Below are 26,599 nucleotides of genomic sequence, written 5' to 3' on the forward strand. Positions count from 1 at the left end.
ATTAGACTCGTAATATAATATTGTGAGTCTATGAACTGCTACAAAAAATTTGGCCACAGACGCATCAAATAAAGGTAAGGTCATGATCGATATACAGCAGCATATAAAAAGACTGAGCTTATCTGTTATCAGTCTGAGTGTGTTATTAGTATTGAGCGCTTGTAGTGGTGATAACGCGACTACGGAAGCGTCCAGCGCAGCCAACGAACCTGCTGCTACGAGTGTTGAAGAAACAGTTGCAACAGAATCTGAAACTACGGTGCCTGAGCCTATGGCTGAATCTGAGACTACCGACATTGTGGTTGAAGAAAAGACTGCTGTTGTCGCTGAGCCTGAAGTGCTCGCTGCAGATGCTGGTGCTAAACTTTACGAGTCAAACTGTAAAGTCTGCCATACAGCGGGTTTATTGAATGCACCGAAATATGGTGACACAGCTGCTTGGGCGACTCGTCTGACCAAAGATAAAGAGACACTATACATGCACTCCGCTAAGGGCTTTAATAAAATGCCAGCACAAGCGGTAAATGGTGTCAGTGAGGCACAAGTCAAAGCCGCTGTTGATTATATGCTCGCGTCAGTAAGCTGATATAGTATATATAGAGTATACCAGTCATTGAAATTTGTTAAACTGACCGTCATTGTGACTGACAATGGCGGTTTTTTTATGCGCGTTTTCTATTACTATCACTATTACTATCGATTTTAACAACATGACTGGCTGTGCGAAGCGGATTTGATTCGCTATTCAAAATTTTAAAGCGATATACAATAAAAACGCGGCAAAAAATAGTCCGAAAACAAAAGCATAAAGGCAAAAGTATGAAGGTATTGGGTTTAGAGACGTCTTGTGATGAGACAGGGCTGGCGATCTTTGATAGCGAGCAAATGGGTAGCGACAATCAAGGGTTGGTCGGGCAAGTACTGTACTCACAGATTGAGCTACATGCGCTCTATGGCGGCGTTGTACCTGAGCTTGCCAGTCGTGATCATATTCGTAAGCTCGTGCCCTTACTCAACGAGCTGCTTGAGCAGTGTGACATGAGTAAAAACGACATCGATGCGATTGCCTATACTAAAGGGCCAGGGCTGATCGGTGCGTTGATGACCGGCGCATTATTTGGCCGCAGTCTGGCGTATGGTTTGGATATTCCTGCCATTGGTATTCATCATATGGAAGGGCATTTGCTCGCGCCGCTTATGGGTGCCAATCCGCCCGCTTTTCCTTTTGTTTCGCTGTTGGTCTCTGGTGGTCACACTTTACTTATAGCCGCTCATGGTGTGGGACAGTATGAAATCTTGGGTGAGTCGATCGATGACGCGGCGGGTGAGTGCTTTGATAAAGCGGCTAAGATGCTAGGCTTACCTTATCCCGGTGGGCCTAATGTTGCCAAACTGGCAGAAGCTGGCAATCCTGATGCTTATGCGCTTCCAAGACCGATGCTACATCGAGGTTTGGACTTTTCGTTTAGCGGTATGAAAACAGCGGTACATAACTTGATCAAAGACACTGAGGGCTCTGATAGCGATCCGCAAATTCGCGCGGATATCGCCGCGAGCTTCCAATATGCAGTGGTCGATACGCTAGTAAAAAAATGCGTCAAAGCGCTTAAACAAGCGAATATGAGCAGACTCGTTATCGCGGGCGGCGTCAGTGCCAACACACATCTGCGCGAGACGCTGGAGACGGAGCTAGCAAAAATCAATGCTTCGGTACATTATGCACCGCCCGCGCTGTGTACGGACAATGGTGCGATGATTGCTTATGCCGGATTTGAGCGCCTGCAAGCTGGGCAGGCTGATGATCTAGCCGTCAGCTGCGTACCGCGTTGGCCAATGACAGAGTTGCCAGCCGTATAATTGAGCCTTTTGTCTACCAAACCTATTTGAACTAAGGACAGTCTATGCAGTGGCTTGCTATTGGTCTGGGAGCAGCATTCGGTGCTTGCCTGCGCGCGTGGCTATCGCGTTTCAATGCCTTGCACGGTTGGGTACCACTTGGGACTCTGAGCGCCAACATACTGGGCGGGCTTCTAATTGGGCTTGCGCTGGTGTGGTTTGAACGTATGGGAAGTAGTCTATCTGATCATGTGCGTGTCTTTGTGATTACCGGATTTTTGGGCGGGTTAACTACCTTTAGTACGTTTAGTGCAGAAGTATTTGGTTTTATTCATGATGGGCGGCTGCTAGCAGGCTTAGCGCTCATCGGTTTGCATGTTGGACTGACATTATTAGCAACCGCGCTTGGGTTTTATTTCTTTAAGTGCGTACTTTGAGCTTGTATCGATATCACCTGCTTAATGAGTGGTCTGATTTAAGTGGTTATCGAAATACAGTCTGTTTTAAATGGTCTGTTAATGAGTCTAGAGGGCATAATGACTGGTTCCGCTGGGGTATACCGCAACATTACAAGATGACTAGGTAACTAGGTTATATCTCTAGTTTTGACGGCATAGTTTGTGTCAATATGACAGTGTCAGGTTTTTAACAGATAGCTATACGTCTCTAGATAGCTCTGCCAGTGATTATATATTAGGTTGCTCCTTCCTTTATCGCCACTTTCTTTAGTAGGCATATAACTGATAAACCCTACCATATCAGAAGGATAGCCAAAATCATCATAAACGCTGTTTACCTTATTAAAGTCAGCATCACTGTTAAGTCTGTTCTTAAATAATCAAAGTAAGATAATATATCGCAATCTATCATTTACACGTTCATCATCTATAGTTATGGTGCCATTCTCTCTACTTACACCACTGTCATCTATCTCTAAATATTGAACATGAGGGTTCAGATAGCTGCCGTTCAATAAAATATCAAGAGCAATTTCAAGTAAGTATTTACTGTCAGGGTAGTTAATTAGGGAAACGTCAACTATCTTTCCTAAGTCTTGTAAATCTATTATCTTGCGACTGATAGCAGAATCGACTTCCTTCTCAGATAAGACAATATCGTTTTCTTTTAAAAAAGAAAATGGAATACTAATATTTTTCACGTTTAGTTTCTCTATATCTTGAATGATACTGGTTACGGCTGCCAGTGCGATGCCTGTATAGCGCACCGAACTATAGGCTAATTCTTTATTAATTCTTTATTAATCCATCATTACCATCATTCTTTAATGTAGGAACACGTTCTTGTATTGCATGATAAAACCCATCTTTGTCTTTTGGTGATATCACTATGCTACCCCCTTTATATATTATCTCAATCCTATCTAAGGACAGTGCTGGAGCAGATAACGTACTGTTGGTAGGAGTGATTTGGGTAATATCTTTCAATGAAATGCTTCGAGTAGAAAAACCATAATTCACTAACAGTTCGTCATCTGACAAACTGTACTTTACGCTGAAAAATATTAATAAGAGTAATATTGCACCTGGCATAGTAAAAAGACTAATAAATATTGTTCTTTTAATTGAACTATTGTTGTATATCCATTCTCCTACAGGCACCAAAATGAGTAATAAGCTAAAACCTAATATTAAAAAAGCTAACCAGAGATCGATCTTTGATGCAAATACAGTATTTATCATAATTTATTAGCAGAAAGCCCTTAGTTAATTTTATATTCGAAAAGCTCAGTTCATGTACACCATGAAGTACATTGTGACTGTTTCAGCGAGATAAAACATTGATACCAGTAGCCCACAGCCAAATATTTAAGTCCTCGCTAGGGAACCATTATTTACCATAACATTCATTACGATATGAAAAGGTAAATAATATTTCATCACTATAAAAAAGTAATTAGTAATGAAACTACAATGGCTTCACAATTCCATCAAGTAAACTCGCAAACCCCTGCATATAAGCCATATCTTGGCTCGCCGTGCGCGTTGCGGCATAAAGCTGACAATACACGCCGTCCCCCAATGGACGGGAGACCACCCAGCCTTTTTTCTCATATTCAGCCACCACCCAATCAGGCAATGCCGCTACGCCACGTTCACTGGCGACCAACTGAATCAGCATCGCGGTCAGTTCTGTGGTACGAACACTCTCAAAGCTCACTTGTGCTGGCGTCATAAAGTTGGCAATGATATCGAGGCGTTTGGCTTCTACCGGATAGGCAATCAATGTCTCGTTAACCAAATCATTAGGTTCAATAAATTCTTGCGTCGCTAAATCATGCGTTGGCGACAGTACCAAGCGACTCTCATATTCAAACAATGGTTGATAGCTAATACCGTCTATTGGTAAGTCACTGGTGGTAATGAGCAAGTCGATATCGCCTTCCATCAGCAGATGATGCGGCTCAGGCTCAAAGCCCGTGGCAAAATCCAACTCAACATCCGACCACTCGCGGCGATAGTGATTGAGTATCGGCATGAGCCAATCAAAACAGCTATGACATTCAGACGCTAAGCGCAGGCGACCGGCTTGCCCATGGGCAAGGCGCTTTAGGTTGGATTTGGTGCGGGTGACTTGCGGTAGGATGCTGTCGGCCAGTGCCAGCACTATCTTACCTGCTGGGGTAAAGCTCAGCGGGCGCGTGCGGCGATTGACGAGGCTGACATCATAATAGTTTTCCAGCTCTTTTAGCTGATGCGAGACGGCAGAGGCGGTGACATGCAGCTCATCGGCGGCCGCAGCCAGCGAGCCATGCGCCCGTAGCGCAGTTAAGGTATTAAGATGACGAAGCTCAAGCATGATAAGACCTAACCGCTAAAGTGAGAAAAACTCATTATAGTGGATACTGTGTTGATTTTCACTCATAGATGTTGTCAATGAGTGATTGCTGCTAGCGCTTGCGTAACAACAACTGTGAGATGACCACCAATACTAGCGAGGCGACCAGCAATAACGTACCTATCGCATTGACTTCTGGTTTGAGACCCACCCGCACCATCGAATAAATACGCAATGGCAAAATCTCATAACTAGGGCCTGTGACAAAGGTCGATACCACCACGTCATCAAGCGACAAGGTAAAGGCGAGTAACCAACCTGCCATGACCGCTGGCAAAATAACAGGAATCAGCACCGTACGGATCATCGTCGACTCAGATGCGCCCAAATCGCGCGCTGCCTCCATTAGCCGCTCATCTAAGCTGCTTAGGCGCGCAAACACGGTGATAACCACAAAGGGCAAGCAAAAGGTGATATGCGCTATCAGTAAAGACACAAAGCCTAACTGCAGACCAATTAATAAAAATAAGGCCAAGAGTGAAATCGCCAGCACAATCTCAGGCGACATCATCAGCACAAATAGCAGCCCGTTTAGCAAGCCTTTACCGCGAAAGTTATAGCGATGTAAGGCGAGGGCAGTGAGCGTCCCTATAAGAGTCGAAACGGTAGCCGCGACTAGCCCCAAGACAATAGAATGCCAAAACGCATCGAGCATCGCTTGGTTGTTAAACAGTGATTCGTACCACTTTAAGCTAAAGCCGCCCCAGTTGTAGCCGATTTTTGACCTGTTAAATGACATCACCACCAAAACAATAATGGGTAGATATAACAAAGTATAAATAAGACCGAGATAGCCTTTAGCCGCGATACTGCCAATCTTGAGCTTACGTGAATAAGACATTAGGCCACCTCGTTAAAATCGGTCTTGCCAATGCGGCGACTACTGGCACGGTAGGCTAGTAATAATACCGCCATTGCCACTGTCAATAAAACGCTAGCAGCAGCACCAAACGGCCAGTCACGGGCGTCTAAGAATTGGTTTTTGATGATATTACCAACGAGTAGGTTGCGAGAGCCGCCCAAAATATCCGCCACATAAAACATACCCATCGCAGGCAACAGCACGAGCAGTACGCCAGAGATAATCCCTGGCGTCGTCAGTGGTAGTACCACATGCCAAAAGGTCTGTGTTTTTGATGCACCCAAATCCTGAGAAGCCAATAGCATGTCATTGCGTAAATCGGTAAACACCGCATATAGCGGCAGTACCATAAATGGGAATAATAAGTAAGTTAGACCAGCAATGACCGCGCCTTGCGTATATAAAATATCGATAGGAGCATCAATGGCACCGATTGCCAGCAGTGCCTTATTAATCAAGCCATTATTCGCAAAGAGCAGTTTTAGCGCATAAGTACGTACCAAAGAGTTGGTCCAAAAGGGCAGGATCAACAGCAGCATGAGTAACGGCTGCCATCGCACTTTTACCTTGGACACGAGCCATGCAAAAGGATAGCCCAGCAGTAGACAGATAACCGTTGTGATACCTGCCATCCACAATGAATGAACGAACACCTCAAAATACAACGGATCAACCATGCGCACATAGCTGTCAATATTGACAGGTAAGCTAATAAAGGCGCTGCTATCACGGGTCAAAAAACTGACCGCGATGACCAATATGTTTGGTAATAGCGCAAATATCAGTAGCCAACCCCAGATCAGCCAGAGCGTTGCCGTACGAAACGGACTTTTGCTGCCTAAGTGGTTGCGGGCCATCAGCTACCATCCTTTTGTACAGTCGCCTTGTTTGTATGGTCAGCGTCTTCTGGCAATACCCACTCCCAGCCATCGACCCATGAGACCTTGACGCCTTCGTTTAGTTTGTAATCAAAGCTTGGGTCATCTTCATCAAAAAACTCAGAGGCCTTAATGATATGGCCATTTGCCAATTCAATAATCGAGTCTAACGTACTGCCTTTATAGTTACTTTCGATGACGCGCCCCAGTAGTCCGCTATGCTCATTATCTTTTGGATCATATATGCGTAAGTCTTCAGGACGAAGTAGTAAATTAACGATATCGCCCACTTGTACATCATTGGCAAAATTGGGTCGACGCAAGTTACGTAGCGTTGTTGGCCCTTCTTGCGCTTGAGCCTCACAGACTTCAACTTCGATGCGTCCATTGGTCACGTTGCCATCGCGATCGGGAAAGTTTGGATAGACACCCTTGACCTCAGCTCTAAACAGATTGGTCTCACCGATAAACTTGGCAGTAAACAAGTTGGCAGGAGTTTCATAAATCTCAATAGGCGTGCCGATTTGCTGGAACATGCCGTCTTTCATCACGGCAATGCGGTCTGACATCGACAGCGCTTCTTCTTGATCATGCGTGACAAATACAAAGGTAATGCCCAGCTCACGTTGCAGACGCTTGAGCTCAGATTGCATTTGCAAACGCAGTTTGTGATCAAGCGCGGATAGTGGCTCATCGAGTAGTAATAGCTTGGGGCGATTGATCACCGCACGGGCGATCGCCACGCGCTGCTGCTGCCCACCAGATAAATCTTGCGGTTTGCGATTGGCCAAATGCTCCAACTGCACCATGGCCAGCATCTCGCTGACGCGAGCTTGAATCTCAGCTTTTGGCACTTTTTTTAGCTTCAATCCATACGCGACATTTTGGGCGACGCTCATATGTGGAAACAACGCGTACTGCTGAAAGACGGTATTGACCGGACGTTTATCAGCGGATAAGCCTGCCATCTGTACGCCATCTAGATAGATTGTCCCCGCATTGGGCTGCTCAAAACCTGCAATCAAGCGCAGTAATGTCGTTTTGCCACAGCCTGAGGGCCCAAGCAGGGTCAAAAACTCTCCATGCTTGATATCAAGATTGATGTCTTTTAACACTTCAGTTTGATCGTAGGTTTTTTTGATACCATTTAATTGCAGCAACGTCTTGTCATTTTGAGGTGACGCAGAGGTTTTATGCGTGCTTGGCGATGGGTCGGTCATAATATCTGTTCCTAAGCGTCCAATAGATCAGAGCAGTAAATCAATGCAGCCATCAAGGTATCTCGATGTCATCAAAAAACTGGCAAGAGCGTAAGCACGATTTGATTGCTGCCTGATAGCTGTCTGATTGCTGCGTATTATAACAAACCCGTGATATAAATCAGTGCAAGTTCGTTATAAGTTACGCGAGTCGTACCGTCATAGCAGCGATGGTTACGGCTATATTTTTACAGTTATAGGTTGGTGTATAACGACATTTAAACAAAATTTTTTACCGTTTTTTGGCGTCTATTCCTATACAATCACGGTATGGCTGACAAACATAAGGCATCTGATGGGTGAGTATGAATAGTCATCTGCCCATTTATGTTTGCATACAAGTATATAAAGCCGTTTATAACTCTCATATTATTGATAATAAAGGATCTCTCATGCCTACTGATATACGTCCAACAACAGGTCAAGAAGCCCTTGAGCTTTTAAAAGAAGGTAATGCCCGTTACGTGGATAGTCTCACCAGTACCGATGAATATATGCAGCGTCGCCCAGAATTGGTCAAGGATCAAAATCCATTGGCCATTATTTTGGGCTGCTCGGATGCACGAGTACCTGTTGAGATTGTCTTTGATCAAGGCTTGGGAGATTTGTTTGTCATACGTGTGGCCGGCAACGTGGTGGCGCCATCACAGATTGGCTCAATCGAATTTGCCGCTGAAGCCTTTGGCACACAGTTGGTGGTAGTCCTTGGACATTCAAAATGCGGCGCGGTCACGGCCTGCGTTGAGACCTTGATCAATCCTGATCAGAACTATTCTCCTAATTTGCAATCGATCGTTGATCGCATTCGCCCAAGTGTTTATAACTTGCATGAGCTGGCAACGGCCAATGGTCAAGACGTCGATGCCGATGAGCTGGTTGATCGCTCTATCCGTGCCAATGTGCGCATGTCAGTGAGTCAGCTCAGACATGGTTCGCGGGCACTAGAGGACTTGACCAATAGTGGTCAACTGCTTGTTGTGGGCGCTGAGTATGACCTAGAGACAGGTAAGGTGAGGTTCTTAGACAGCTAATATATATCTAGACATGAACATACTTTGTTCACATTCTTACAAAACCCTATCAATTATTTTGCCATTTTTTATTATGATGAGAGACAGCAGTGAATCATGACAGTCGTGATTCGCTTATTTATAACACTCTTTTTTGAATAACCTTTGGATAACTATGTCTACTAACGATAATAATGCGACCATCGCACAGCCTGCGAACAGTATCAGTACAGATGGCGTCCAGTCAATCTCTACGCAAACGACAGGTTTTACGTTTAACCACACCATGCTCCGCGTCAAAGATCCTGCAAAATCATTGGCGTTTTATACTGGGGTTTTGGGTATGACGCTACTGGCGGTCAAAAAATTCCCTGATATGGAGTTTGATCTGTACTTCTTGGCGAAGCTAACTGAGAGCGAGCGTGAGAACCTGCCTGCTGGTGATGACTTAGAAATCTTTGCATTCCGTCAGCGCGGTATTTTGGAGCTGACCCATAATTACGGCACCGAGACAAAAGCTGACTTTAGCTACCATGATGGCAACCAAGAACCTCAAGGCTTTGGACACATTTGTTTTAATGTGCCCAATTTGGCAGACGCGGTGGCTTGGTTTGACAAAAACAATGTCGAATTTAAAAAACGTCCAGAAGACGGCAGCATGAAAAACATCGCCTTTATCAAGGATGTTGATGGCTACTGGATTGAAATCGTACAAGCTGATTTGATGTCATAACTGGCAAAACAGTAGTGAGATGTTCATTTATTTATCCCCTTAAACACGCGCTAAGACAGCAATAGGAGCAACCCTTTATGCCCACCCCTGACGTGAGCCGCCTATCGAACACGCTAACCGATGGTGTGACCGTCTATCAACAAGTGGTCTATACCACGCAAGACTTGGCAAGTGGCTTTATCGAGCGCATTCCATATTTTATAGCGGCGCTCATTGTATTGGGGATTTTTTGGCTGTTGTCGATTATTTTCAAAAAAGTCGTGCATAAAACCTTAGGCGCGCGCGTGCGTCATCAAAACTTGGTGAAGGTGTTTCAGCGCATAGGCGGGGCGCTTATTCTGTTTATTGGTTTTATGATCGCCATGGTTGTTGCTATTCCAGGATTTACACCAGCCAAATTAATCGGTGCGCTGGGTATTGGTTCGGTGGCGATTGGTTTTGCTTTTAAAGATATCTTTCAAAACCTACTCTCTGGTATTTTGTTGCTGATTTCAGAACCGTTTCGTATCGGTGATCAAATCGTCTCAGGGGACTACGAAGGAACGGTAGAAGATATCAAAATCCGTGCAACGACCATCAAGACTTATGATGGTCGGCAAGTAGTGATTCCAAACTCGGAGCTATATACCTCGGCATTGACCGTCAATACCGCCTACAAACAGCGCCGCTTACAAGTGGCGGTGGGCATTGGTTATGAAGACGATATCGAAACAGCAAAAGCTGAGATTCTACAAGCTTTGGATAAAGTTGAAAGCGTATCGAAAAAAGCGACACCGAGCGTGATTGCGACAGGGTTTGGCGGCTCTTCTATGGATCTGACAGTACGTTGGTTTATTGATAACGGCACTCAGGCTAATAAAGTCGCTTCTATTCATCAAGTCATCGTAGAAGTCAAAAAAGCGCTGGATGCAGCAGATATCAATATTCCATTCCCCATACGTACGATAGATCTAAGCGATCCTTCGGTGAAGTCTATTGTTAAGCAGATAAATAAGCAGCAAGATGACAATGTTAATGATGATAATGCCAAAAAAGCAGAGACAGAGTAATTTGCTTAGAGCGTTATTTCAAAGAGCTGTCTTCACGTGATGTTTTTTGAGCAATAAAAAACCGCCATATTCAATGATATGGCGGTTTTTTTGTCTTTCTACAAACTATAGTGAATTCAGTATAAAAACGATACAGTGGGACTGGGATAAATTTTTCGCAGCATCGAGCAGCGTAGGCACAGCACGTAAGGAAAATTTAGACCAGTTCCACCTTGATATATAATGTATCTGTTTTATTTAGGATTGATTATACTAGGCCAGTACAAAAAGTTAGTCATTCTTTGCTCTAAATTCGGTATGGCACGATTTACAGCTTGCACCCACTTCACCAAAGGCAGCCTGGACGTCTTCGACACTAGTAGCCGACTGTGCAGCAGCATTTAGCTCAGCCGTCACTTTTTGAAAGTTGTCCGCTTCAGCACTGAAACCATCAGCATTTGACCATACGGCTTCAGTCGCGTTGCCCATGGCTTCTTGGTTTTCAAAGTGACTCCAAGGGTTTGCCGCATCTTCTGCCAAGAATGATGCCTGCTCTTTGAAAACCGCCGCATCAAAGGTATCAGGGGCTTTGACCATATCACCCATGACGCCCATCGCATCGCCCCAGCTTTTCATGCTGTCTTGGCGCGCTTTGATATCAGGATCGTCACCTGCACCGCTACACGCTGTCAAACCCAGCGCCGCTGCCATTAAGGTGATGCTAAAAAAAGATTTCAAAGATTTTTTGGTATAAACCTGTGCCATATGACTTACTCCTTTAAACGTGGCTAATAGTAGGCATCGCTATCACGCTTGCCTTACCTCAAATATTATTATAAAAATATTTCTTAAGATTCTTTTGCGCACAGTGGCTGCGAAATAGTCTCTACTATTGTAGCGTTTATCGGCAGAATGGGAGCAATATAATGTTATATCCTCGTAATCATCGGATGATATAAAACCCCTTTAGCAAATCGTTTGTTAGATATAAAAAAGGCCAACGATAATCGCTGACCTACACTCTCAAACCTAACATTCTTGAGCTTTAAAAAAGCTTAGAGAGCCAACCAATCACGCGGCTTGAGATAATAATCAGTCAACTCAAACTCAGGTGTGCCCTCAGCCGGCTCAAACCGATAATGCCAGCTGGCAAGAGGTGGCATACTGACTAAGATCGACTCAATACGGCCGTTACTTTGTAAGCCAAATAAAGTCCCACGATCGTAGACCAGATTGTACTCTACATAACGGCCACGGCGATAGAGCTGAAACTCACGCTGTGCTTCGGTATAAGGCATATCTTTACGCTGCTCAAAAATCGGCATGATACCGTCAAGGTAACCATTGCCAACGGCCTTCATAAAGTTAAAGCAAGTCTCAAAGTCCCAGCCGCGACTCTCTGTACTGACGTCGTCATAAAACAAACCACCGATACCACGCTGCTCATCGCGGTGACGCAGATGAAAATACTCATCACACCACTGTTTGAAATCAGCATAAATATGGTCACCGAAAGGCGCGCATAGATCATGACAGACCTGATGCCAGTGTACACAATCAGCGAGTACGGGGTAGAAAGGCGTCAAATCAAAGCCGCCGCCAAACCACCAAATCGGCGCTTCGCCTTCTGCTTCTGCCACGAACAAACGTACGTTGGAGTGGCTGGTTGGGACATTTGGGTTTTTGGGATGTACCACTAAGGACACGCCCATGGCTTGCGCTTTGCGACCAGCGATATTGGGGTGGCGTGCAGTGGCAGAAGCAGGCAAATTGTGGACATGGATATGACTGAACATCACGCCTGCTTTTTCGATGACCGTGCCATCTGTCAATACGCACGAACGACCGCCGCCACCCTCTTTGCGCTCCCAATCGTCAGGGACGAAAGTTGCATTGCCGCCGCCATCGCGTTCTTGTGCCTCTAAGGCGTCGCAGATACGAGCCTGTAGGTCCACCAAAAACGCCCGTACGCGCAGGATGTCTTGACTGGTTGGCGTGGTCTCTGACGCTACGGTTGATAGGTCTGCTTGGTTATCTATATTTGAAATACTCATAAGACATCTATTTATTTAGGTGTATGGCTGTATTAAAATCTTTATCGAGCATGTGCCCCATACGATCGCGTTTGGTCGCTAGGTACTCAGCGTTCATATCGTTGACACCGACCAATAAAGGCACTCGCTCAACAACGTCAATACCGTGCTCCGTCAAATAAGCAACTTTGTTTGGATTGTTAGTGATGAGTCTGACAGCGTTGACACTGATATGGGCAAGCATCGGACCACACATATCATAGATACGCGCATCAGCAGGCAAGCCTAACATGAGATTGGCATCCAGCGTGTCGTGTCCCTGATCTTGGAGGGCATAAGCGCGAATCTTGTTGGTCAGACCGATACCGCGACCTTCTTGACGCAAATACAAAATCGCACCGCAACCTGACTCTTGGATGGCTTGCATGGCAGTATTGAGCTGTGGTCCGCAGTCACACTTTAATGAGCTAAACGCATCGCCTGTTAGGCACTCAGAATGAATCCGAACCAGCGGAATTGGTCTTTGCGACGACGTGTCATCTGAGCTAGGTGCTGTCGTTTGATCGACCACAGACAGACCGACGGTCAGCATGACATGCTCTTGGCCTTCGTCGTTTTCAAAGATATGAATATCAAACTCGCCATGACGAGTGGGTAGTTTGGCACTAGTGATAAATTGATATGACATTACTGTCCTGCATAAGCCTAAAGTCGTGGCGGTGAAGGGTTTGTGATAATGCTATTAAACCCGCGATAACATTCTAGCCTGAACGGTAAGGCCAAGATGATAGCAGTATAACCTTTTCATAAAGAACGCGTGCTTATTGTATTTATTATAAAAACACACAAAGTTCACAGACGACGCACGATGATTAAAGCGACAATTAAAAAAAAATGCTATTATGCCATACTATTTTGGTGGATACAGTGACAAGTCTTTATCCTTACATTACTATGTCGTCACTAACATCCGATATTGATGCAAAATAATAGGGCATAATAATAGTCCTTGGTATTAAAGCACGTAGTTTTGAGGCACGATCTACTGTGGTAGCGTGTTCATATGATACGTAGCGCAGCTATATACACGTAAAGTTGCATGAATAATTATATGGTCGATTACATCAATAATGATGTAGATATTATTGACGTCTCTCAATTGTAGCTATTGCTATATTGGAGACACGTCTTGTCAGCAGATTGGTAGGTATCGTACGGTTTATGCAGCAGTCACTTCATTCCCCAAAGTCTCAGTCCTCATCTGCATCAGTATCTGATTCTGCCGCCCAGCTATCGAGCTTACAGCAGACTTATACTGTGATTCCTCGCGTGCGTCCGCATACGCCATTGCTTGATGCCATTAACACACCTTCTGATATGAATACGCTTTCAACCACTCAGCTGATTACGCTGGCTGATGAACTGCGTCTTTTTTTGTTGTATTCAGCAGGACAAAGCGGTGGGCATTTTGGCGCCAATTTGGGTGTGATTGAGCTGACGATTGTATTGCATTACCTACTTGATGCTCCGCAGGATCAGATTGTATGGGATGTGGGTCATCAGGCCTATGCACACAAAGTCCTGACAGGTCGCCGTGAGCAGCTGGCAACGATCAGATCAAAAGATGGTCTGACTGCATTCCCAGAGCGTGCAGAGTCTATCTACGATACATTTGGCGTTGGGCATTCATCAACCTCTATCTCAGCCGGTTTGGGTATGAGCTTGGCGCTGCGCTATCAAGGCCTCGCGCAAACGGTTGCTTGTATCATTGGTGATGGTGCGATGACTGGTGGTATGGCTTTTGAGGCCATGAACGATGCAGTCCAACAAGATGCCGATCTACTAGTCATTTTGAACGACAACGATATGTCGATTTCTTGTTCTATCGGTGGTTTTTCGCGGCATTTAGCGATGCTTTGGGAGTCGGGCTACCAAGTCGATATCTCTGAGTCAGGTGAGCCTGTGCTTTGCCAGCGTCCTGATATGCAAGCATTTGATCGCCGCAAACGTCACAAAGAGATGCGTGATGTACCGCAATTAGAAGATAACTTATTCAAAGCGATTGGCTTTACCTATTTTGGTCCGTTTGATGGACACAATATCCCTGAGCTACTACGTGTGTTGTCAATTGCCAAGCAAGTCAAAGGGCCTGTTTTGGTACATATCTATACCACCAAAGGCAAAGGCTTTGCACCAGCAGAACTAGATCCGGTCGGCTATCACGCGATTAGTAAGCTACCAGCAGAGATTCATAATGAGTCTCAGAGTAAATCTGCAGAAGTATTAAAGCAAAACACAAAACCTGCGCTAAAATACTCGCAAGTATTTGGTAACTTCTTATGCGATAAAGCGGCTGAAGACGATAAGTTGCTCGCGATCACTCCTGCTATGGAAGAAGGCTCGGGCATGATTGACTTTGCTCGTCATTTTCCAACACGCTTTTTTGATGTGGCTATTGCCGAACAACATGCGGTCACGCTAGCGGCCGGTATGGCAACGCAAGGTGTCAAACCTATTGTGGCGATTTACTCGACGTTCTTACAGCGCGGATACGATCAGCTGATTCATGACGTGGCGCTACAGAATCTCGATGTCATGTTTGCAATTGACCGTGCAGGCCTCGTTGGTGAAGATGGTGCCACGCATGCAGGCGTGTTTGATTTTAGCTTTTTACGCTGCATTCCCAACATGGTGATTGCTGCGCCAAAAGATGAAAACGAATGCTATCATCTGCTCAATACTTGCTATGAGTATCAAGGTTGTACGGCGGTGCGTTATCCACGTGGTACCGGTACAGGCGCCGTTATCGAGCAGCCAGCACAGAATTATAAAATTGGTGAAGCCGTTGTTGAGTCAGTATTGGGCAGCAATGATGCGCCTTATAAGCTAGCACTATTGGCTTTTGGGACGATGGTTGCGACTGCTCAGCAAGCGGCCGAGAGCTTAACCAGTGATGATACAGCGTTAGAGTGTCAGGTACATGTGGTTAATATGCGCTGGGTAAAACCGTTAGATACAGCTATGCTTGAGAGTTTACTGGCGCAAGGGGTGACGCATATCGCAACCATAGAAGAACATATGGTTATGGGTGGCGCGGGTAGCGCAGTGAATGAATACTTGCTCAATGAATCGGCTGCTTTTAAACGTCAGCGTCCAGCTGTTGGCAACATCGGTATTGCTGATCGCTTTATTGCGCATGGCTCACAGGCAGAGCAGTGGGCGGATTGTGGTTTGGATGTTGCAGGTGTTATTAAGCAGCTTAAGCAACTTTTGTCGTAAATTTTACTTTTTAGATTTGCAGTATTATTTACAAATTATTGTTTTAAAAGCTATTACTGTAAACAGATACTCGCTCTTTAAACAGAGCAAACGCCTGCTAGCCGTAGGTGCCAACTTTTTTACAACTTGCGCAGTTTGTATGACCACCAAAATACTGGCTTGGTCAGCGTGACGGTTTTTTCGTTTTTATCGAACAATTTTAGTATAATGCGGGTGTCGTTTATAAGTTTTTATTTATAAAAGACACGTTTCTAATCGCATAGATGTGGTGTGATGCGGCGGCTGTTTGGCATGTTGTGGGCACAGAGTTGGTTTTATTTTTTATATTCATTCATCAAGCAAATAGGTTATTTATGGAACCCATGGTCGTCATCGCAGCGCGTACTGCTGAAAAAGTTGGTAAAGAGATTTTATATGCGCATCAAAACCGTCACAAAATCGAGTTAGATATCGAGTCTAAAGGACTTGATGGTCTGGTGACGCGCATCGATCGCTTTAGCGAAGAGCTCACGATTGAAACCCTAAAAGCCAGCTATCCGAATCATTCATTTTTGGGTGAAGAGTTTGGTATGCAAGAAGGTCGCGGCGAAGACGCCGACTGGTGCTGGATTATCGATCCGCTAGATGGTACTAAGAACTTCGTTCATGGTGTACCGCAGTTCTGCGTATCTATCGCTGTACAGCACAAAGGCGTGACGCAGCACGGTGTCATTTATGACCCAGTCCGTGACGAGATGTTCTCTGCTAGCCGCGGTAAAGGCGCACGTTTGAACCAACGCCGCATTAACGTCAGCGAACGCAAAACCATCGATGGTGGTTTCTTTACCACAGGGCATCCGCTTGAGCGTAAGCGTAATGGCGAAGTGATCTCTTATGCCAAGCAGCACTTTGAGAGCTTACAAAAGATCTCTGAAGCTGGTGGTCAGGTACGTCGTCTGGGTTCAGCGGCGCTTGATTTGTGTTATGTTGCTGCTGGACGCTTTGATGGCTATTTTGAGATGTCGATTAAGCCTTGGGACATCGCAGCAGGTGAGCTTATCGTCACTGAGGCACGCGGCGTGGTGGTCGATCATACTGGCGCGCACAACTCTATGACCTCAGGCTCTATCTTTGCTTGTAACGTCAAACTGCTCAAGCCATTGATGCAAACCGTCGTGCCAATTTGGGGCGATGTGCTCTAATTATAAAATAAGCAGGCTTAAACGCTGAGCGAGTCAAACATAAAAAAGCTGGTTCCGTTAAGGAGCCAGCTTTTTTGCTTTTTTAGCGCGTTTGTCTTCGACCGTAATACCTTGAAACGCCAACTCTTGACTGACAGTTTCTAACAACTGTAGCTCTTCTTCTATCAGCATGAGCATGTCTTGGACACGCGGTAATGCTTTACTGCAAGCAGTGATGCCAAACTCAATTCTATCTAAATAACTGGCCAAAGTAATATTCATGGCTTGACCGTTGAATACGATAGAAGCGGGATACAGTGATTGTAAGCGCGCGCCATTCCAATATAGCGGCTTCTTAGAACCAGGAACGTGAGAGATGATAAGGTTGAAGGCTTGTTTTTTGGGAAAGATACCAGTCGCCAAGTTGATACCTTGCCATGCATAGGCGATGACGCTGTAATTAATGACTTGCGCTTGATTCATACGGCGAAAGCGACGTTTGCCATTATTCATACTACGATGGATCAGCTCCAATCTGCGTAATGGGTTGTCCAAATGTGTGCCCAAATTCGCTAGTACAAATGACAGCTGATTGCCCGATATACTATCATCAGTACGCAGTGACATCGGTACAAACGCAATCAGCGGCTTGCTGGGTAGCGCATCCATTGAGATCAAATAACGACGAATAGCGCCAGCACAGACGGCTAATACCACATCGTTTCTACTGATTTTTAATCTTTCGGCAATTTTATTAAAGCGCTGTATGTCATAAGACTGCGCCGAGATACGACGCGATGCGGAAATGCGCCTGTTCAAAATGCTCATCGGCGCGTCAAACGTACCGACATAGCCTTCATCACCATAGTTTTTCAGATTGTCTATCAGTTCTGTAAATACCGGTTTGATGGTAGATATCTGCTCTTTCATGATGCGCCTGATAGATCTTTCGGCAGGCAAAATAGCATTCATTTGATTACGGTGACGCGCCATCAGTGACCATACTGGTAGCGAGACGGGTTCGGTAGGGGATTGTGATAAGGATTTTTTTACCAAACGCATGGCAGCGATACCATCAACGAGCGAGTGATGAATCTTAAAATACCAAGCAAAACGTTCAGGCCCACCTTCTACTTCTGGCTCAATTCCTTCTATGACATGGCATTCCCAGAGAGGCATCGCACGATCCAGCAGTCGCCCATGCTCTCTTGAGACATACATCAACAGCTCACGAATACGCCCAGGACTCGGTAGCGCCACGTGATGTAAATGATGCTCTACATCAAAATCTTTGTCTTTTTTCCAAAACACCAAATGCTCTAGCACCTGATTGAACGGAAAGCTCGGCGGTACATCGGATTCTTGCATTTGTTTTACTAGCTGATAAACAAAGTCGCTATCAGCGCCCTCGGGTAATTCAAATAAAAACAATCCGCCAACGTGCATTGGTTGTTTACGCGACTCAAGAAGTAAGAACAACTGGTCGACTGCTGTGAGAAGTCGCATAATAAATCCTTTTATGACGATAATGAATAAACGATAATGAATAAAAATGATAGCTGACGGCGTGCTGACCCAACCAGATTTCCGTCTTATTATTTTATAATCGGTTTTTTGTTAGGGCTGACCCGAGCAAGCGCTTACTGGAAAAAATAGCCCGTCTGCGGTGAGCTAGCAGTTGCCATCTTACGCATTGGCATACGACCTGCCAAAAATGCGGCGCGGCCTGCCCATACGGCATGTTTCATGGCATGTGCCATCATCACAGGGTTTTGTGCATGGGCAATTGCTGAGTTCATCAGAACGCCATCACAGCCAAGCTCCATGGCAATCGCAGCATCAGAGGCAGTACCGACACCTGCATCGACCAACACAGGTACTTTGGCGTTTTCGATGATGAGGCTGAGGGTGTGGCGATTAAGCAAACCAAGTCCCGAGCCAATCAAGCTACCAAGTGGCATAATAGCGACGCAGCCCATGCTCTCTAACTCTTGGGCGACGATAGGATCATCTGAGCTATAGACCATGACTTCAAAGCCATCATCGACCAGTACTTGCGCCGCTTTTAAGGTCTCAGTGATATTAGGATAAAGGGTTTTTTCATCGCCCAATACTTCAAGCTTAACCAGATTGTGCCCGTCCAATAACTCGCGCGCAAGTTTGCACGTACGAATGGCAGTTTCGGCATCGAAGCAGCCAGCCGTGTTCGGCAAAATCGTGTATTTGTCAGGGGAGATGACATCGAGCAAGTTTGGCTCGTCGCTGTTTTGTCCGATATTGGTACGGCGAATAGCGACGGTCACGATTTCTGCTGCCGAAGCGGCAATGGCTTCTCCAGTCTCGCTCAGGTCTTTATATTTGCCCGTACCGACCAGCAGGCGAGAGGAAAAGGTACGACTACCAACGGTAAAGGTATCTTGCAAAAGTGGTGTCGGGTGAGTAGCAGTGCTAACGGTCTCTGACATAACTAAAAATCCTAATGGCAAGCGGGCAAGGTGGACAGAAAAAATATAACGAGATTTCTAAGTAATATTAAAAAAGTGCAGTAGACAATAATAGCGCACTGTTAGCAAAATAAAAAATCGCATGATAAGTTGGCTATATATACCGTAAAAATAGGCGAGTGGCGATACATAAAAAACGCCGACCACATAAAATAATACGCGTCTAAAACAAAATGTTATTATAACAAACTCATGCAATCTTACTTGCAATCTTTTTGGGCTTGGTCAGTCAAGCTCAGTGTATTTACAGTGCTTTGGTGTGATTGTCTATTTGACACTATCTCTATTTATTAGGTTGTCTTTATGATGCAGTTGCCGTACAGCTTCGCGAAACGCCATCAGATTTTGGCCATACTCGCCATTGATCCTGAGTTGCCGCCAACTTTGGTATTGACGAAAGCCACCCCACTGTCTGCGATTAATGAAGCGGTGCGGTTTTTGCAGCAGCAAGGCAGTCGCGGCGTACCAACTTACGAAAGTGTCAGCTCGGATGATTTTGAAAAACGTATGAACGCGGCTTACGCTGGTAATACCGGAGAGTCGCAGCATATCGCTGCTGGGCTTGAGGATCATCCGGATCTTGATAGTTTAGCAGATAGCGTCCCTGAGACTGAAGATTTGATGGATCAGCAAGATGATGCGCCGATTATTCGTCTGATTAATGCGCTGTTGTCAGAAGCCATTCGCCTAAATGCCTCGGACATTCATATCGAAACTTTTGAAAAACGCTTGGTGGTTCGCTTTCGAGTCGATGGCGAGCTTAAAGAAATCATCACGCCAAAACGCCAACTCGCGCCGTTATTAGTCTCGCGTATCAAAGTCATGGCCAAGCTGGATATCGCTGAAAAGCGTGTACCGCAAGATGGGCGTATTAGCTTACGATTGGCAGGGCGAGAAGTTGATGTGCGTGTGTCGACACTGCCGTCGAGCTTTGGCGAGCGCGTGGTGATGCGTCTACTAGACAAGCAAGCGGGACGTCTTAACATGACGTATTTGGGGCTATCTGATAATGACTATACCGAGCTGAAGCGCTTGATTCATCGTCCGCATGGCATTATTTTGGTCACAGGGCCGACGGGGTCGGGTAAGACCACCACGCTATATTCGGCATTGACTGATTTGAATGACCAAACGCGCAATATCTTGACCGCCGAAGATCCCATTGAGTTCCAGCTCGACGGTATCGGACAGACACAGGTTAATAATAAGGTGGATATGACCTTTGCCAAAAGTCTGCGTGCGATGTTGCGTCAAGATCCAGATGTGGTGATGGTGGGTGAGATTCGCGATTTAGAGACGGCAGAGATCGCTGTACAGGCGTCTTTGACAGGGCATTTGGTTTTATCAACGCTGCATACCAACACCGCGATTGGCGCGGTCACTCGCTTGCAAGATATGGGTGTTGAGCCATTTTTATTATCGTCGTCACTGATCGGCGTGGTAGCACAGCGCTTGGTGCGTACTTTATGCTCACATTGTCATGGCTGGCAGGCAGCGGACACCGAACAAGCCAAGCTTTTTACCGAAATTGGTATTGAGAAAGTATTGGACAGCGATATTGAAAATGCAGCAAGTAAGGCGATTCGTCTACCCAAGCCAGTTGGCTGCGATAAATGCAATCAGTCAGGGTTTAAAGGACGTACGGCGATATATGAAGTCGTACCAGTTGATGATACGCTGCGCCGTATGATTCATAGTAATACCGCTGAGTATGAGTTAGAAGCGTATGCTCGCCAGCAGACACCATCGATTCGCGTGGATGGTCTACGTAAAGTGATAGAAGGGCGGACGACATTAGAAGAGGTGCTGAGAGTGACGAAAGAAAGCGCCCTAACGGATGATACGATACTGGTATAAATGCTTAGCTATAAACGATGAGAAACAGTATTTGGAGAACAGTGTCTAGAGAGCAATGTCTGAAAAGCAGAAAAAGATAACTGAGCGAAATAGCCAGTTATCTGATCTTTTTTTTCGAAATTAACAGGGTAACGTTTTCAACTGCTATTACTTGGCAGCGATGCACTCAATCTCAACGCTCGCTCCTGCGGCCAACTCCGATACGCCGAACGCTGAGCGTGCAGGATAAGGTTTGGACAGCTCTGCCTTATAGACTTTGTTAAAATCATCAAAGTCATCCATATCAGTCAGCATGGCTGTGCATTTTATCAGGTCGGATTTTTGATAACCGTATTTGGATAGCGTGTTCTGGATATTATCTAATGTTTGCTTGGTTTCAGCGTCGATACCGCCTTTGACCAACTTGCCCTCTTTAACACCAATTTGTCCCGACATATATAATGTATTGCCAACACGTACGGCTTCTGAGAAAGGGTAGGGACCGCCATCACCCAAAAAAGTTGGGCTAGATTTAATATTAGCGGCAGGAGCTATCGCTGGATTGGCGTTAGCACCAACAGCCAAGCCTAATGAGCACATAGCAACCAGTGGTACGATAGATAAATAGGTGCTAAGTTTGGACATCCTTGTCTCCTTATTAAATTGATGGATCATAAACATGCTAGATGCGCCACAAAATGCAGATAGCAAATGTTATGTCGGTTTAATCGATTATTTGTTATTAATAGTCTCGTCATCTGCAGAGAGTGCGTCGTCTTGCTCGTTATCTACTGTAGTATCCGTATTATTTTCTAAGGCATTTTCATGTGCTTTGCCTTGGCGGCGCGCCTCTAGTTCAGATTTTGGAATCCAAGCCCAAGTCATCTCCACTACAATCGGGTCGCGGTCACTATCAGATTCACGGTCATCAATGACGCAAGGGATAACCATTTCACCTTTTGGCGTATTTAAAATCTGTAAGCGCTGCTCATCAGATAGGCTGGCTACGGCTGCAATTTGACCTTTTTTGATCGGGCGATAAAAATTAACGGAATAAGATTTAATCAGTAGTACGCGATCAGAGGGTAAGTTTAACCCCAGAATGAAGCCTGTTGCTGTTTCAGCCAGTAAAGTAATGGCTACCGCATGGATTGAACCAATATGGTTCTGCACTGCTTTGACATTGTTTAGACTGACGATGACTTGATTGGGCTCAACCATTTCATAGTAAACGCCTGTTGTCCCTACGTAGGGTACAACTTTGCCAAAGGCTTTTGAGAGAATACTTGAGCGCGCACTGGCAGGTAGATATTTGGTCACAGACAACAGTTTGGTAAATTGATTACTGATTGGTTTTAGCGTGCTGCTGGGTTTTTCGATGGATGATCTTGTGCTGTTAGAGACTTTGGCTGGTTTTTTATTGGTCAGCTTGACGGGCAGTTTTTTTAATAATCCTGACATACAAATTTCCTTAACGTAGATAAATCGAATGTTGTTTTTGATAGTGGCAAACAGTCACTGTTAGCAAAGCCATTACAAACACTATGGTACATTAACCGCTGCTTTCCTACTATTATTAGCATGAACTGCTGCGCTTATAAAACAGCAGTCATCTATATTGTGTTGCTAGGATATAGTTTTAAATAATTAAAATGGCTCAATGGTGATGCACGGATCTGCTTAGTAGACAATCTCTTACGAGACCACCGCGCTATGATAGCGTGATGTTGGTACGTCTTATTTCATAAATTTTCAATACTGGATGATGCTATGTCTGATATGTCTACTCACGAGCCGACCAATATTATTTATACTGGCGTCGCGGGTACTGGCAAAACCTATCGATTGCTCCAAATCGCGAAGCAATATACCGATTACCTGCCTGAGACAAATAATGAAGCGCTACTTGGGCAGCTGTTGCAAAGCCTAAGCTGGCGCGAAGTTGTATGCTTGATATTTTTAGATCTTCAGTCAAAAAAGCAAGATTTGGTAAAAGTACCTGAATTGGTTAATCATATTTTCTTTGCTACAAAAGCACTGCAAAACGATCGAGAGAAAAACCTAAGCAATACCGCTTGGTCTGTATTGCAAATGCACAGTCCTACGACGTCAGATACAGTGAGTTATAAAAACCGTGCCAGCCAAGCGTATTTTGATAAAGATAACAGCGGCGCATGGTATTTACTGCCTGAGAGTATGGTGTTGCTAACAGAGTTGTCACAGCAATTGGCGGAGTTTCAGCAGGCACAGCGTGATAATCAGTCCAATCAAAATCAAAGTATGGGTCAGCAGCGTTTTAGTATGGTGAGCTTTCATCAGGCTTACGGTTATGAAGAGTTTGTCGAAGGTATTCGTCCTGTTATGAGCGGCTCTATCCATGCAAATAGTAGTCACTCGAGTAATACCCAGATGAGCTACGCCGTTCAAGATGGAGCGTTTTTAAAGCTATGTCAGCGTGCCGCGCGTGACCCTCAGCATCGTTACGCGATGTTGATTGATGAGATCAATCGTGCCAATGTGTCACGAGTATTTGGTGAGCTGCTCAGTTTGATCGAGCCAGACAAGCGCGCTGGCAAACCAAATGCGATGACGATTCATTTGGCGTATTCTGGGCGTGCGTTTAGTGTGCCTGCCAATGTTGATATCTACGCCACCATGAACACACAAGATCACTCCCTTGCGCCCCTTGATATGGCATTGCGTCGACGTTTCCGCTTTATTGATTGTCCACCGCAGCCTGAATTATTACCGATAATTGGTGATATCGCTAGCGCGACTGATCGTGCACAAGCAGACACGGTAGATTTAAGCAAATTGCTAACAGGCTTAAACATGCGTATCACACAGACGCTAGGAGCCGAGGCGCAGTTGGGGCATGCTTTTTTATTTTCAGTCGATGATTTAGCTCAATTACAAATGGTGTTGGTCGAACAGATCATTCCGCAGTTGGCGCAAGCTGCAGGCGGTCAAGTGGCTATATTGCAATATATTTTTAGAGATGAGCAGCAGCCGTTAAGCACCCAGTTTATCCACGACAGCCAAACAATGATAAATAATGATTTGTATGATCCGACGAGTAAGAACCATGCAACGACGCAACATCAAATGTTTGCAGAACAGGGCGCCTTTCTTGGTCAATCGATGAACGTAGGTGGCTATATGATGAATCCTGACCTTATTGCTAAGACTGGTGAGTTTGGCAAGCCCGCTATCTATCAGCGTTTGTACGAGTAAGGTGGCTGTTTAGTGAGAACTCATAATCAATACTATGCGCAAGGAAACTATATTAATGCAGATAATATTAATGCAGACAGTTTTTATGCTCGCATGCCTAACAGTCAGGCTCTCGTAGCAAATGTTATCACGGTATTTGAACATCAACGCCTCACAGCGTACGATTTCGCGCATGTCTCTGACTTTCATTGGCTAATGGCGCAAGAATTTGCCGTGTTTACCATCAAGCGTAAACAAGGACAGTGGCAACTCAAGGTTGGGCATCATATAGGAATTATCCTTTTGCCTAGTGGTATGACACTTGAGCTATTGCCAAAACTGAATCAATCCACTCGATATAATAATATTGCTCAGACTCGTCACTGGGTACAAGGCATGTTATCTGACTTAACTCGTCTTGATGCGCGTCAAAGTTGTAAGCTGCCTAGCATGAAAAACCTAGGTCAATTTAGTAGTCAGTCGATGGCGTTACCCATAGAGGCGCCGCCTTTGTCCGATTGGTTGGTGACGCAATTTTTACAGCGCTTGGTTCGTTATCAGCCAACCCAGCACTATCAGGCGCAGATCAATAACCAATCATCGCTACAAGGGCGCCTGCTCATCAAAGAGCAGCTACGACACAACAGCATGCAGCCGCATAAGTTTGTCTGTGAGCGTAGTGTGCTGAGCCAAGATATGTTGGCCAATCGCTTGATTAAAAGTGCGTTACTCTACTTGATGCCGCTATTGTCTCAGTCGTCTCAGTCGATGTGCTCAACTCTTTTGCAGCCATGGCGGCCGTTATCTGGGCTAAGTCGACAGGAAAGGCTGCGACTCTCCTCCATTTATACCCAAGCAAAGCGGCAACTAGATATTCAGCCACTTCAAAAACAAAAACTGCACGCCGCACAGCAGTTGGTAGACCTAGCTTATTGGCTGTTACAGCAGTCAAATGCAGCGACAGGTTATGGTATTGACCCCACTCGACCAAACCTACCTCAGCCAAGATTGTGTCTATTGATCGATATGAATCAGGCGTTTGAACAGTGGGCGAGTCAGCGTATCGCGTCGATGTTTCAGCAAGTGAGTAGCCATTATCGTGCTTTTTATCAAACCCAAAGTGTCTGGCTCAATGATAGCGAGGGTCAAGCATGCGTATCGATACGACCAGATTTGCTGATATATAAAGCGGCTGATAATGACCAAAATCAGAGTGACACCGCGGTTAGTAAAGAGACAGTAAACGGTTGCTATAGCCACGTCATCGATATCAAATGGAAATATCTGCCTCATGCTGGTGCCATTACTGCCAGTGATGCCTATCAGTTGACCAGTTATGCACAGGCCTATCAAGCAGAGCAAGTTTGGATGGTATATCCTGTATTAGGAGACAAGAGACGACCAGTGGCGCTTAAGCAGCAGATTTATAGTGACAATGGCGATAATAAAAGTAACATTAGCAGTGACATTAGCGATGGTACTAAAAGTAACCACTCAAACCATGCGGATTTATGGCTAATACCGTTTGATGTGCTGACAGGTATGGTCAACGGTGATTTACCTGCGAATTTGAATGAGAAATAATGATTTTATTAATGATAAGAATCATAATTAACGAAGGTTTTTAAAGAGACTATTTTTATAAGAATGCCTTTTTTGAAAGAATTTAGAGATTATTTAAAATTAATCGAAAATAGGTGTTGACACAATCGCCTTTACCCCTTAATATGTGCACCTCGATAGCGAGGAACATTAACAAGTTAGTGGCATTGCCAACAACGAGTTAATTGACAAACTATCGTGATAATAGAGAATTTCGGAGTGTGGCGCAGTTTGGTAGCGCATCTGGTTTGGGACCAGAGGGTCGTAGGTTCGAATCCTATCACTCCGACCATCTATTTTAAGAGCCTTACAGGCTTTTTTTTATGTATAACGATTTAGTTTCTGATACAGTAAATACTGTATGGGAAGTCTAAATTAAGTATATAAAAGTCCTCTAAGAGCGCCTGTAGCTCAGCTGGATAGAGCATCTCCCTTCTAAGGAGGTGGTCGCAGGTTCGAATCCTGCCAGGCGCGCCATTTAGCCTGCAAATCTTGCCTATTCTTTTGGCA

Annotated in this window: 24 protein-coding genes, 2 tRNA genes and 1 pseudogene; 13 read left to right on the forward strand and 14 right to left on the reverse strand. The window is 45.1% G+C overall.

Annotated elements, in window-relative coordinates; all coding sequences use genetic code 11:
• Positions 1-82 precede the first annotated feature (82 nt).
• From CUR83_RS02115 to crcB, 3 genes are all read left to right on the forward strand, one after another.
• Entirely contained in the window at positions 83-586 is a 504-nt protein-coding gene (locus CUR83_RS02115; protein WP_284718968.1) for a c-type cytochrome, read from the forward strand.
• A 233-nt stretch (positions 587-819) separates the two neighbouring features.
• Positions 820-1,857, forward strand: a complete 1,038-nt coding sequence (gene tsaD / locus CUR83_RS02120) for a tRNA (adenosine(37)-N6)-threonylcarbamoyltransferase complex transferase subunit TsaD (RefSeq protein ID WP_284718969.1) — start codon at positions 820-822, stop codon at positions 1,855-1,857.
• A 44-nt stretch (positions 1,858-1,901) separates the two neighbouring features.
• Positions 1,902-2,273 (forward strand): fluoride efflux transporter CrcB, encoded by a 372-nt coding sequence (gene crcB, locus CUR83_RS02125; protein ID WP_284718970.1) that lies wholly within the window; start codon positions 1,902-1,904, stop codon positions 2,271-2,273.
• 200 nt (positions 2,274-2,473) lie between these two features.
• On the opposite strand, the pseudogene CUR83_RS13425 reads toward crcB, so the two are convergent.
• From CUR83_RS13425 to potA, 7 genes and pseudogenes are all read right to left on the reverse strand, one after another.
• Positions 2,474-2,662 (reverse strand): annotated as a pseudogene (locus tag CUR83_RS13425) (DUF2247 family protein); the annotation flags it as partial.
• Between the two features lie 12 nt (positions 2,663-2,674).
• Positions 2,675-2,995 (reverse strand): hypothetical protein, encoded by a 321-nt coding sequence (locus CUR83_RS02130; RefSeq protein WP_284718971.1) that lies wholly within the window; start codon positions 2,993-2,995, stop codon positions 2,675-2,677.
• A gap of 88 nt (positions 2,996-3,083) precedes the next feature.
• Positions 3,084-3,536, reverse strand: coding sequence for a PH domain-containing protein (locus CUR83_RS02135; protein WP_071002413.1), 453 nt, complete (start codon positions 3,534-3,536; stop codon positions 3,084-3,086).
• Between the two features lie 226 nt (positions 3,537-3,762).
• Positions 3,763-4,653, reverse strand: coding sequence for a LysR family transcriptional regulator (locus tag CUR83_RS02140; RefSeq protein WP_284718972.1), 891 nt, complete (start codon positions 4,651-4,653; stop codon positions 3,763-3,765).
• A gap of 91 nt (positions 4,654-4,744) precedes the next feature.
• Positions 4,745-5,533, reverse strand: a complete 789-nt coding sequence (potC, locus tag CUR83_RS02145; RefSeq protein ID WP_284718973.1) for a spermidine/putrescine ABC transporter permease PotC — start codon at positions 5,531-5,533, stop codon at positions 4,745-4,747.
• Positions 5,533-6,411, reverse strand: coding sequence for a spermidine/putrescine ABC transporter permease PotB (potB, locus tag CUR83_RS02150; RefSeq protein ID WP_284718974.1), 879 nt, complete (start codon positions 6,409-6,411; stop codon positions 5,533-5,535). The genes potC and potB overlap by 1 nt, the downstream gene beginning before the upstream one ends.
• Positions 6,411-7,652, reverse strand: coding sequence for a spermidine/putrescine ABC transporter ATP-binding protein PotA (potA, locus tag CUR83_RS02155; protein ID WP_284718975.1), 1,242 nt, complete (start codon positions 7,650-7,652; stop codon positions 6,411-6,413). The genes potB and potA overlap by 1 nt, the downstream gene beginning before the upstream one ends.
• A 431-nt stretch (positions 7,653-8,083) precedes the next feature.
• Between potA and CUR83_RS02160 the strand changes: the two genes are divergently transcribed.
• From CUR83_RS02160 to CUR83_RS02170, 3 genes are all read left to right on the forward strand, one after another.
• The gene (locus CUR83_RS02160) at positions 8,084-8,722 is read left to right on the forward strand and encodes a carbonic anhydrase (RefSeq protein WP_058025641.1); all 639 of its coding nucleotides are present in this window, start codon (positions 8,084-8,086) and stop codon (positions 8,720-8,722) included.
• Between the two features lie 154 nt (positions 8,723-8,876).
• Positions 8,877-9,434 carry a lactoylglutathione lyase gene (gene gloA, locus CUR83_RS02165; protein ID WP_284718976.1) on the forward strand — a complete coding sequence of 186 codons (558 nt, stop codon included), beginning with the start codon at positions 8,877-8,879 and terminating at the stop codon, positions 9,432-9,434.
• Positions 9,435-9,511: 77 nt separating this feature from the next.
• Positions 9,512-10,483 carry a mechanosensitive ion channel family protein gene (locus tag CUR83_RS02170; protein WP_284718977.1) on the forward strand — a complete coding sequence of 324 codons (972 nt, stop codon included), beginning with the start codon at positions 9,512-9,514 and terminating at the stop codon, positions 10,481-10,483.
• 270 nt (positions 10,484-10,753) lie between these two features.
• Here CUR83_RS02170 and CUR83_RS02175 read toward each other — a convergent pair whose 3' ends face one another.
• The 3 genes from CUR83_RS02175 to ribA form a co-directional block, all read right to left on the reverse strand.
• A complete protein-coding gene (locus CUR83_RS02175; protein WP_186475199.1) occupies positions 10,754-11,227 on the reverse strand; it encodes a c-type cytochrome in 474 nt (157 codons plus the stop codon).
• 290 nt (positions 11,228-11,517) lie between these two features.
• Positions 11,518-12,516, reverse strand: a complete 999-nt coding sequence (gene hemF / locus CUR83_RS02180; RefSeq protein WP_252962664.1) for an oxygen-dependent coproporphyrinogen oxidase — start codon at positions 12,514-12,516, stop codon at positions 11,518-11,520.
• Positions 12,517-12,523: 7 nt separating this feature from the next.
• Positions 12,524-13,183 carry a GTP cyclohydrolase II gene (gene ribA / locus CUR83_RS02185; protein ID WP_252962663.1) on the reverse strand — a complete coding sequence of 220 codons (660 nt, stop codon included), beginning with the start codon at positions 13,181-13,183 and terminating at the stop codon, positions 12,524-12,526.
• Between the two features lie 533 nt (positions 13,184-13,716).
• On the opposite strand from ribA, the gene dxs reads away from it, so the two are divergent.
• Together dxs and CUR83_RS02195 are read left to right on the forward strand one after the other, a co-directional pair.
• Positions 13,717-15,774, forward strand: coding sequence for a 1-deoxy-D-xylulose-5-phosphate synthase (gene dxs / locus CUR83_RS02190; protein WP_284718978.1), 2,058 nt, complete (start codon positions 13,717-13,719; stop codon positions 15,772-15,774).
• 353 nt (positions 15,775-16,127) lie between these two features.
• Positions 16,128-16,955: an inositol monophosphatase family protein gene (locus CUR83_RS02195; protein ID WP_071003709.1), complete on the forward strand. Its 828-nt coding sequence runs from the start codon at positions 16,128-16,130 to the stop codon at positions 16,953-16,955.
• 57 nt (positions 16,956-17,012) lie between these two features.
• On the opposite strand, the gene CUR83_RS02200 is transcribed toward CUR83_RS02195, so the two are convergent.
• Positions 17,013-18,440 (reverse strand): WS/DGAT/MGAT family O-acyltransferase, encoded by a 1,428-nt coding sequence (locus tag CUR83_RS02200; protein ID WP_212563973.1) that lies wholly within the window; start codon positions 18,438-18,440, stop codon positions 17,013-17,015.
• A gap of 134 nt (positions 18,441-18,574) precedes the next feature.
• Positions 18,575-19,357 carry a thiazole synthase gene (locus CUR83_RS02205; protein ID WP_201587609.1) on the reverse strand — a complete coding sequence of 261 codons (783 nt, stop codon included), beginning with the start codon at positions 19,355-19,357 and terminating at the stop codon, positions 18,575-18,577.
• Between the two features lie 384 nt (positions 19,358-19,741).
• On the opposite strand from CUR83_RS02205, the gene gspE reads away from it, so the two are divergent.
• Positions 19,742-21,295, forward strand: coding sequence for a type II secretion system ATPase GspE (gene gspE / locus CUR83_RS02210; RefSeq protein ID WP_284718979.1), 1,554 nt, complete (start codon positions 19,742-19,744; stop codon positions 21,293-21,295).
• Between the two features lie 147 nt (positions 21,296-21,442).
• On the opposite strand, the gene CUR83_RS02215 is transcribed toward gspE, so the two are convergent.
• Entirely contained in the window at positions 21,443-21,919 is a 477-nt protein-coding gene (locus CUR83_RS02215) for a RidA family protein (RefSeq protein ID WP_284718980.1), read from the reverse strand.
• 87 nt (positions 21,920-22,006) lie between these two features.
• Complete coding sequence (locus CUR83_RS02220) at positions 22,007-22,735, reverse strand: DUF4442 domain-containing protein (protein ID WP_212563970.1); 729 nt, start codon at positions 22,733-22,735, stop codon at positions 22,007-22,009.
• A 309-nt stretch (positions 22,736-23,044) separates the two neighbouring features.
• On the opposite strand from CUR83_RS02220, the gene CUR83_RS02225 reads away from it, so the two are divergent.
• The 4 genes from CUR83_RS02225 to CUR83_RS02240 all read left to right on the forward strand — a co-directional run bounded on the left by CUR83_RS02225 (position 23,045) and on the right by CUR83_RS02240 (position 26,566).
• Positions 23,045-24,508 (forward strand): McrB family protein, encoded by a 1,464-nt coding sequence (locus CUR83_RS02225; protein ID WP_212563969.1) that lies wholly within the window; start codon positions 23,045-23,047, stop codon positions 24,506-24,508.
• 12 nt (positions 24,509-24,520) lie between these two features.
• Positions 24,521-26,071: an McrC family protein gene (locus tag CUR83_RS02230; RefSeq protein WP_284718981.1), complete on the forward strand. Its 1,551-nt coding sequence runs from the start codon at positions 24,521-24,523 to the stop codon at positions 26,069-26,071.
• Positions 26,072-26,304: 233 nt separating this feature from the next.
• Positions 26,305-26,381, forward strand: a tRNA-Pro gene (locus CUR83_RS02235).
• A gap of 108 nt (positions 26,382-26,489) precedes the next feature.
• A tRNA-Arg gene (locus CUR83_RS02240) sits at positions 26,490-26,566 on the forward strand.
• Positions 26,567-26,599: the final 33 nt, after the last annotated feature.

Source organism: Psychrobacter pocilloporae (assembly GCF_029872915.1).
Lineage (GTDB): Bacteria > Pseudomonadota > Gammaproteobacteria > Pseudomonadales > Moraxellaceae > Psychrobacter > Psychrobacter pacificensis.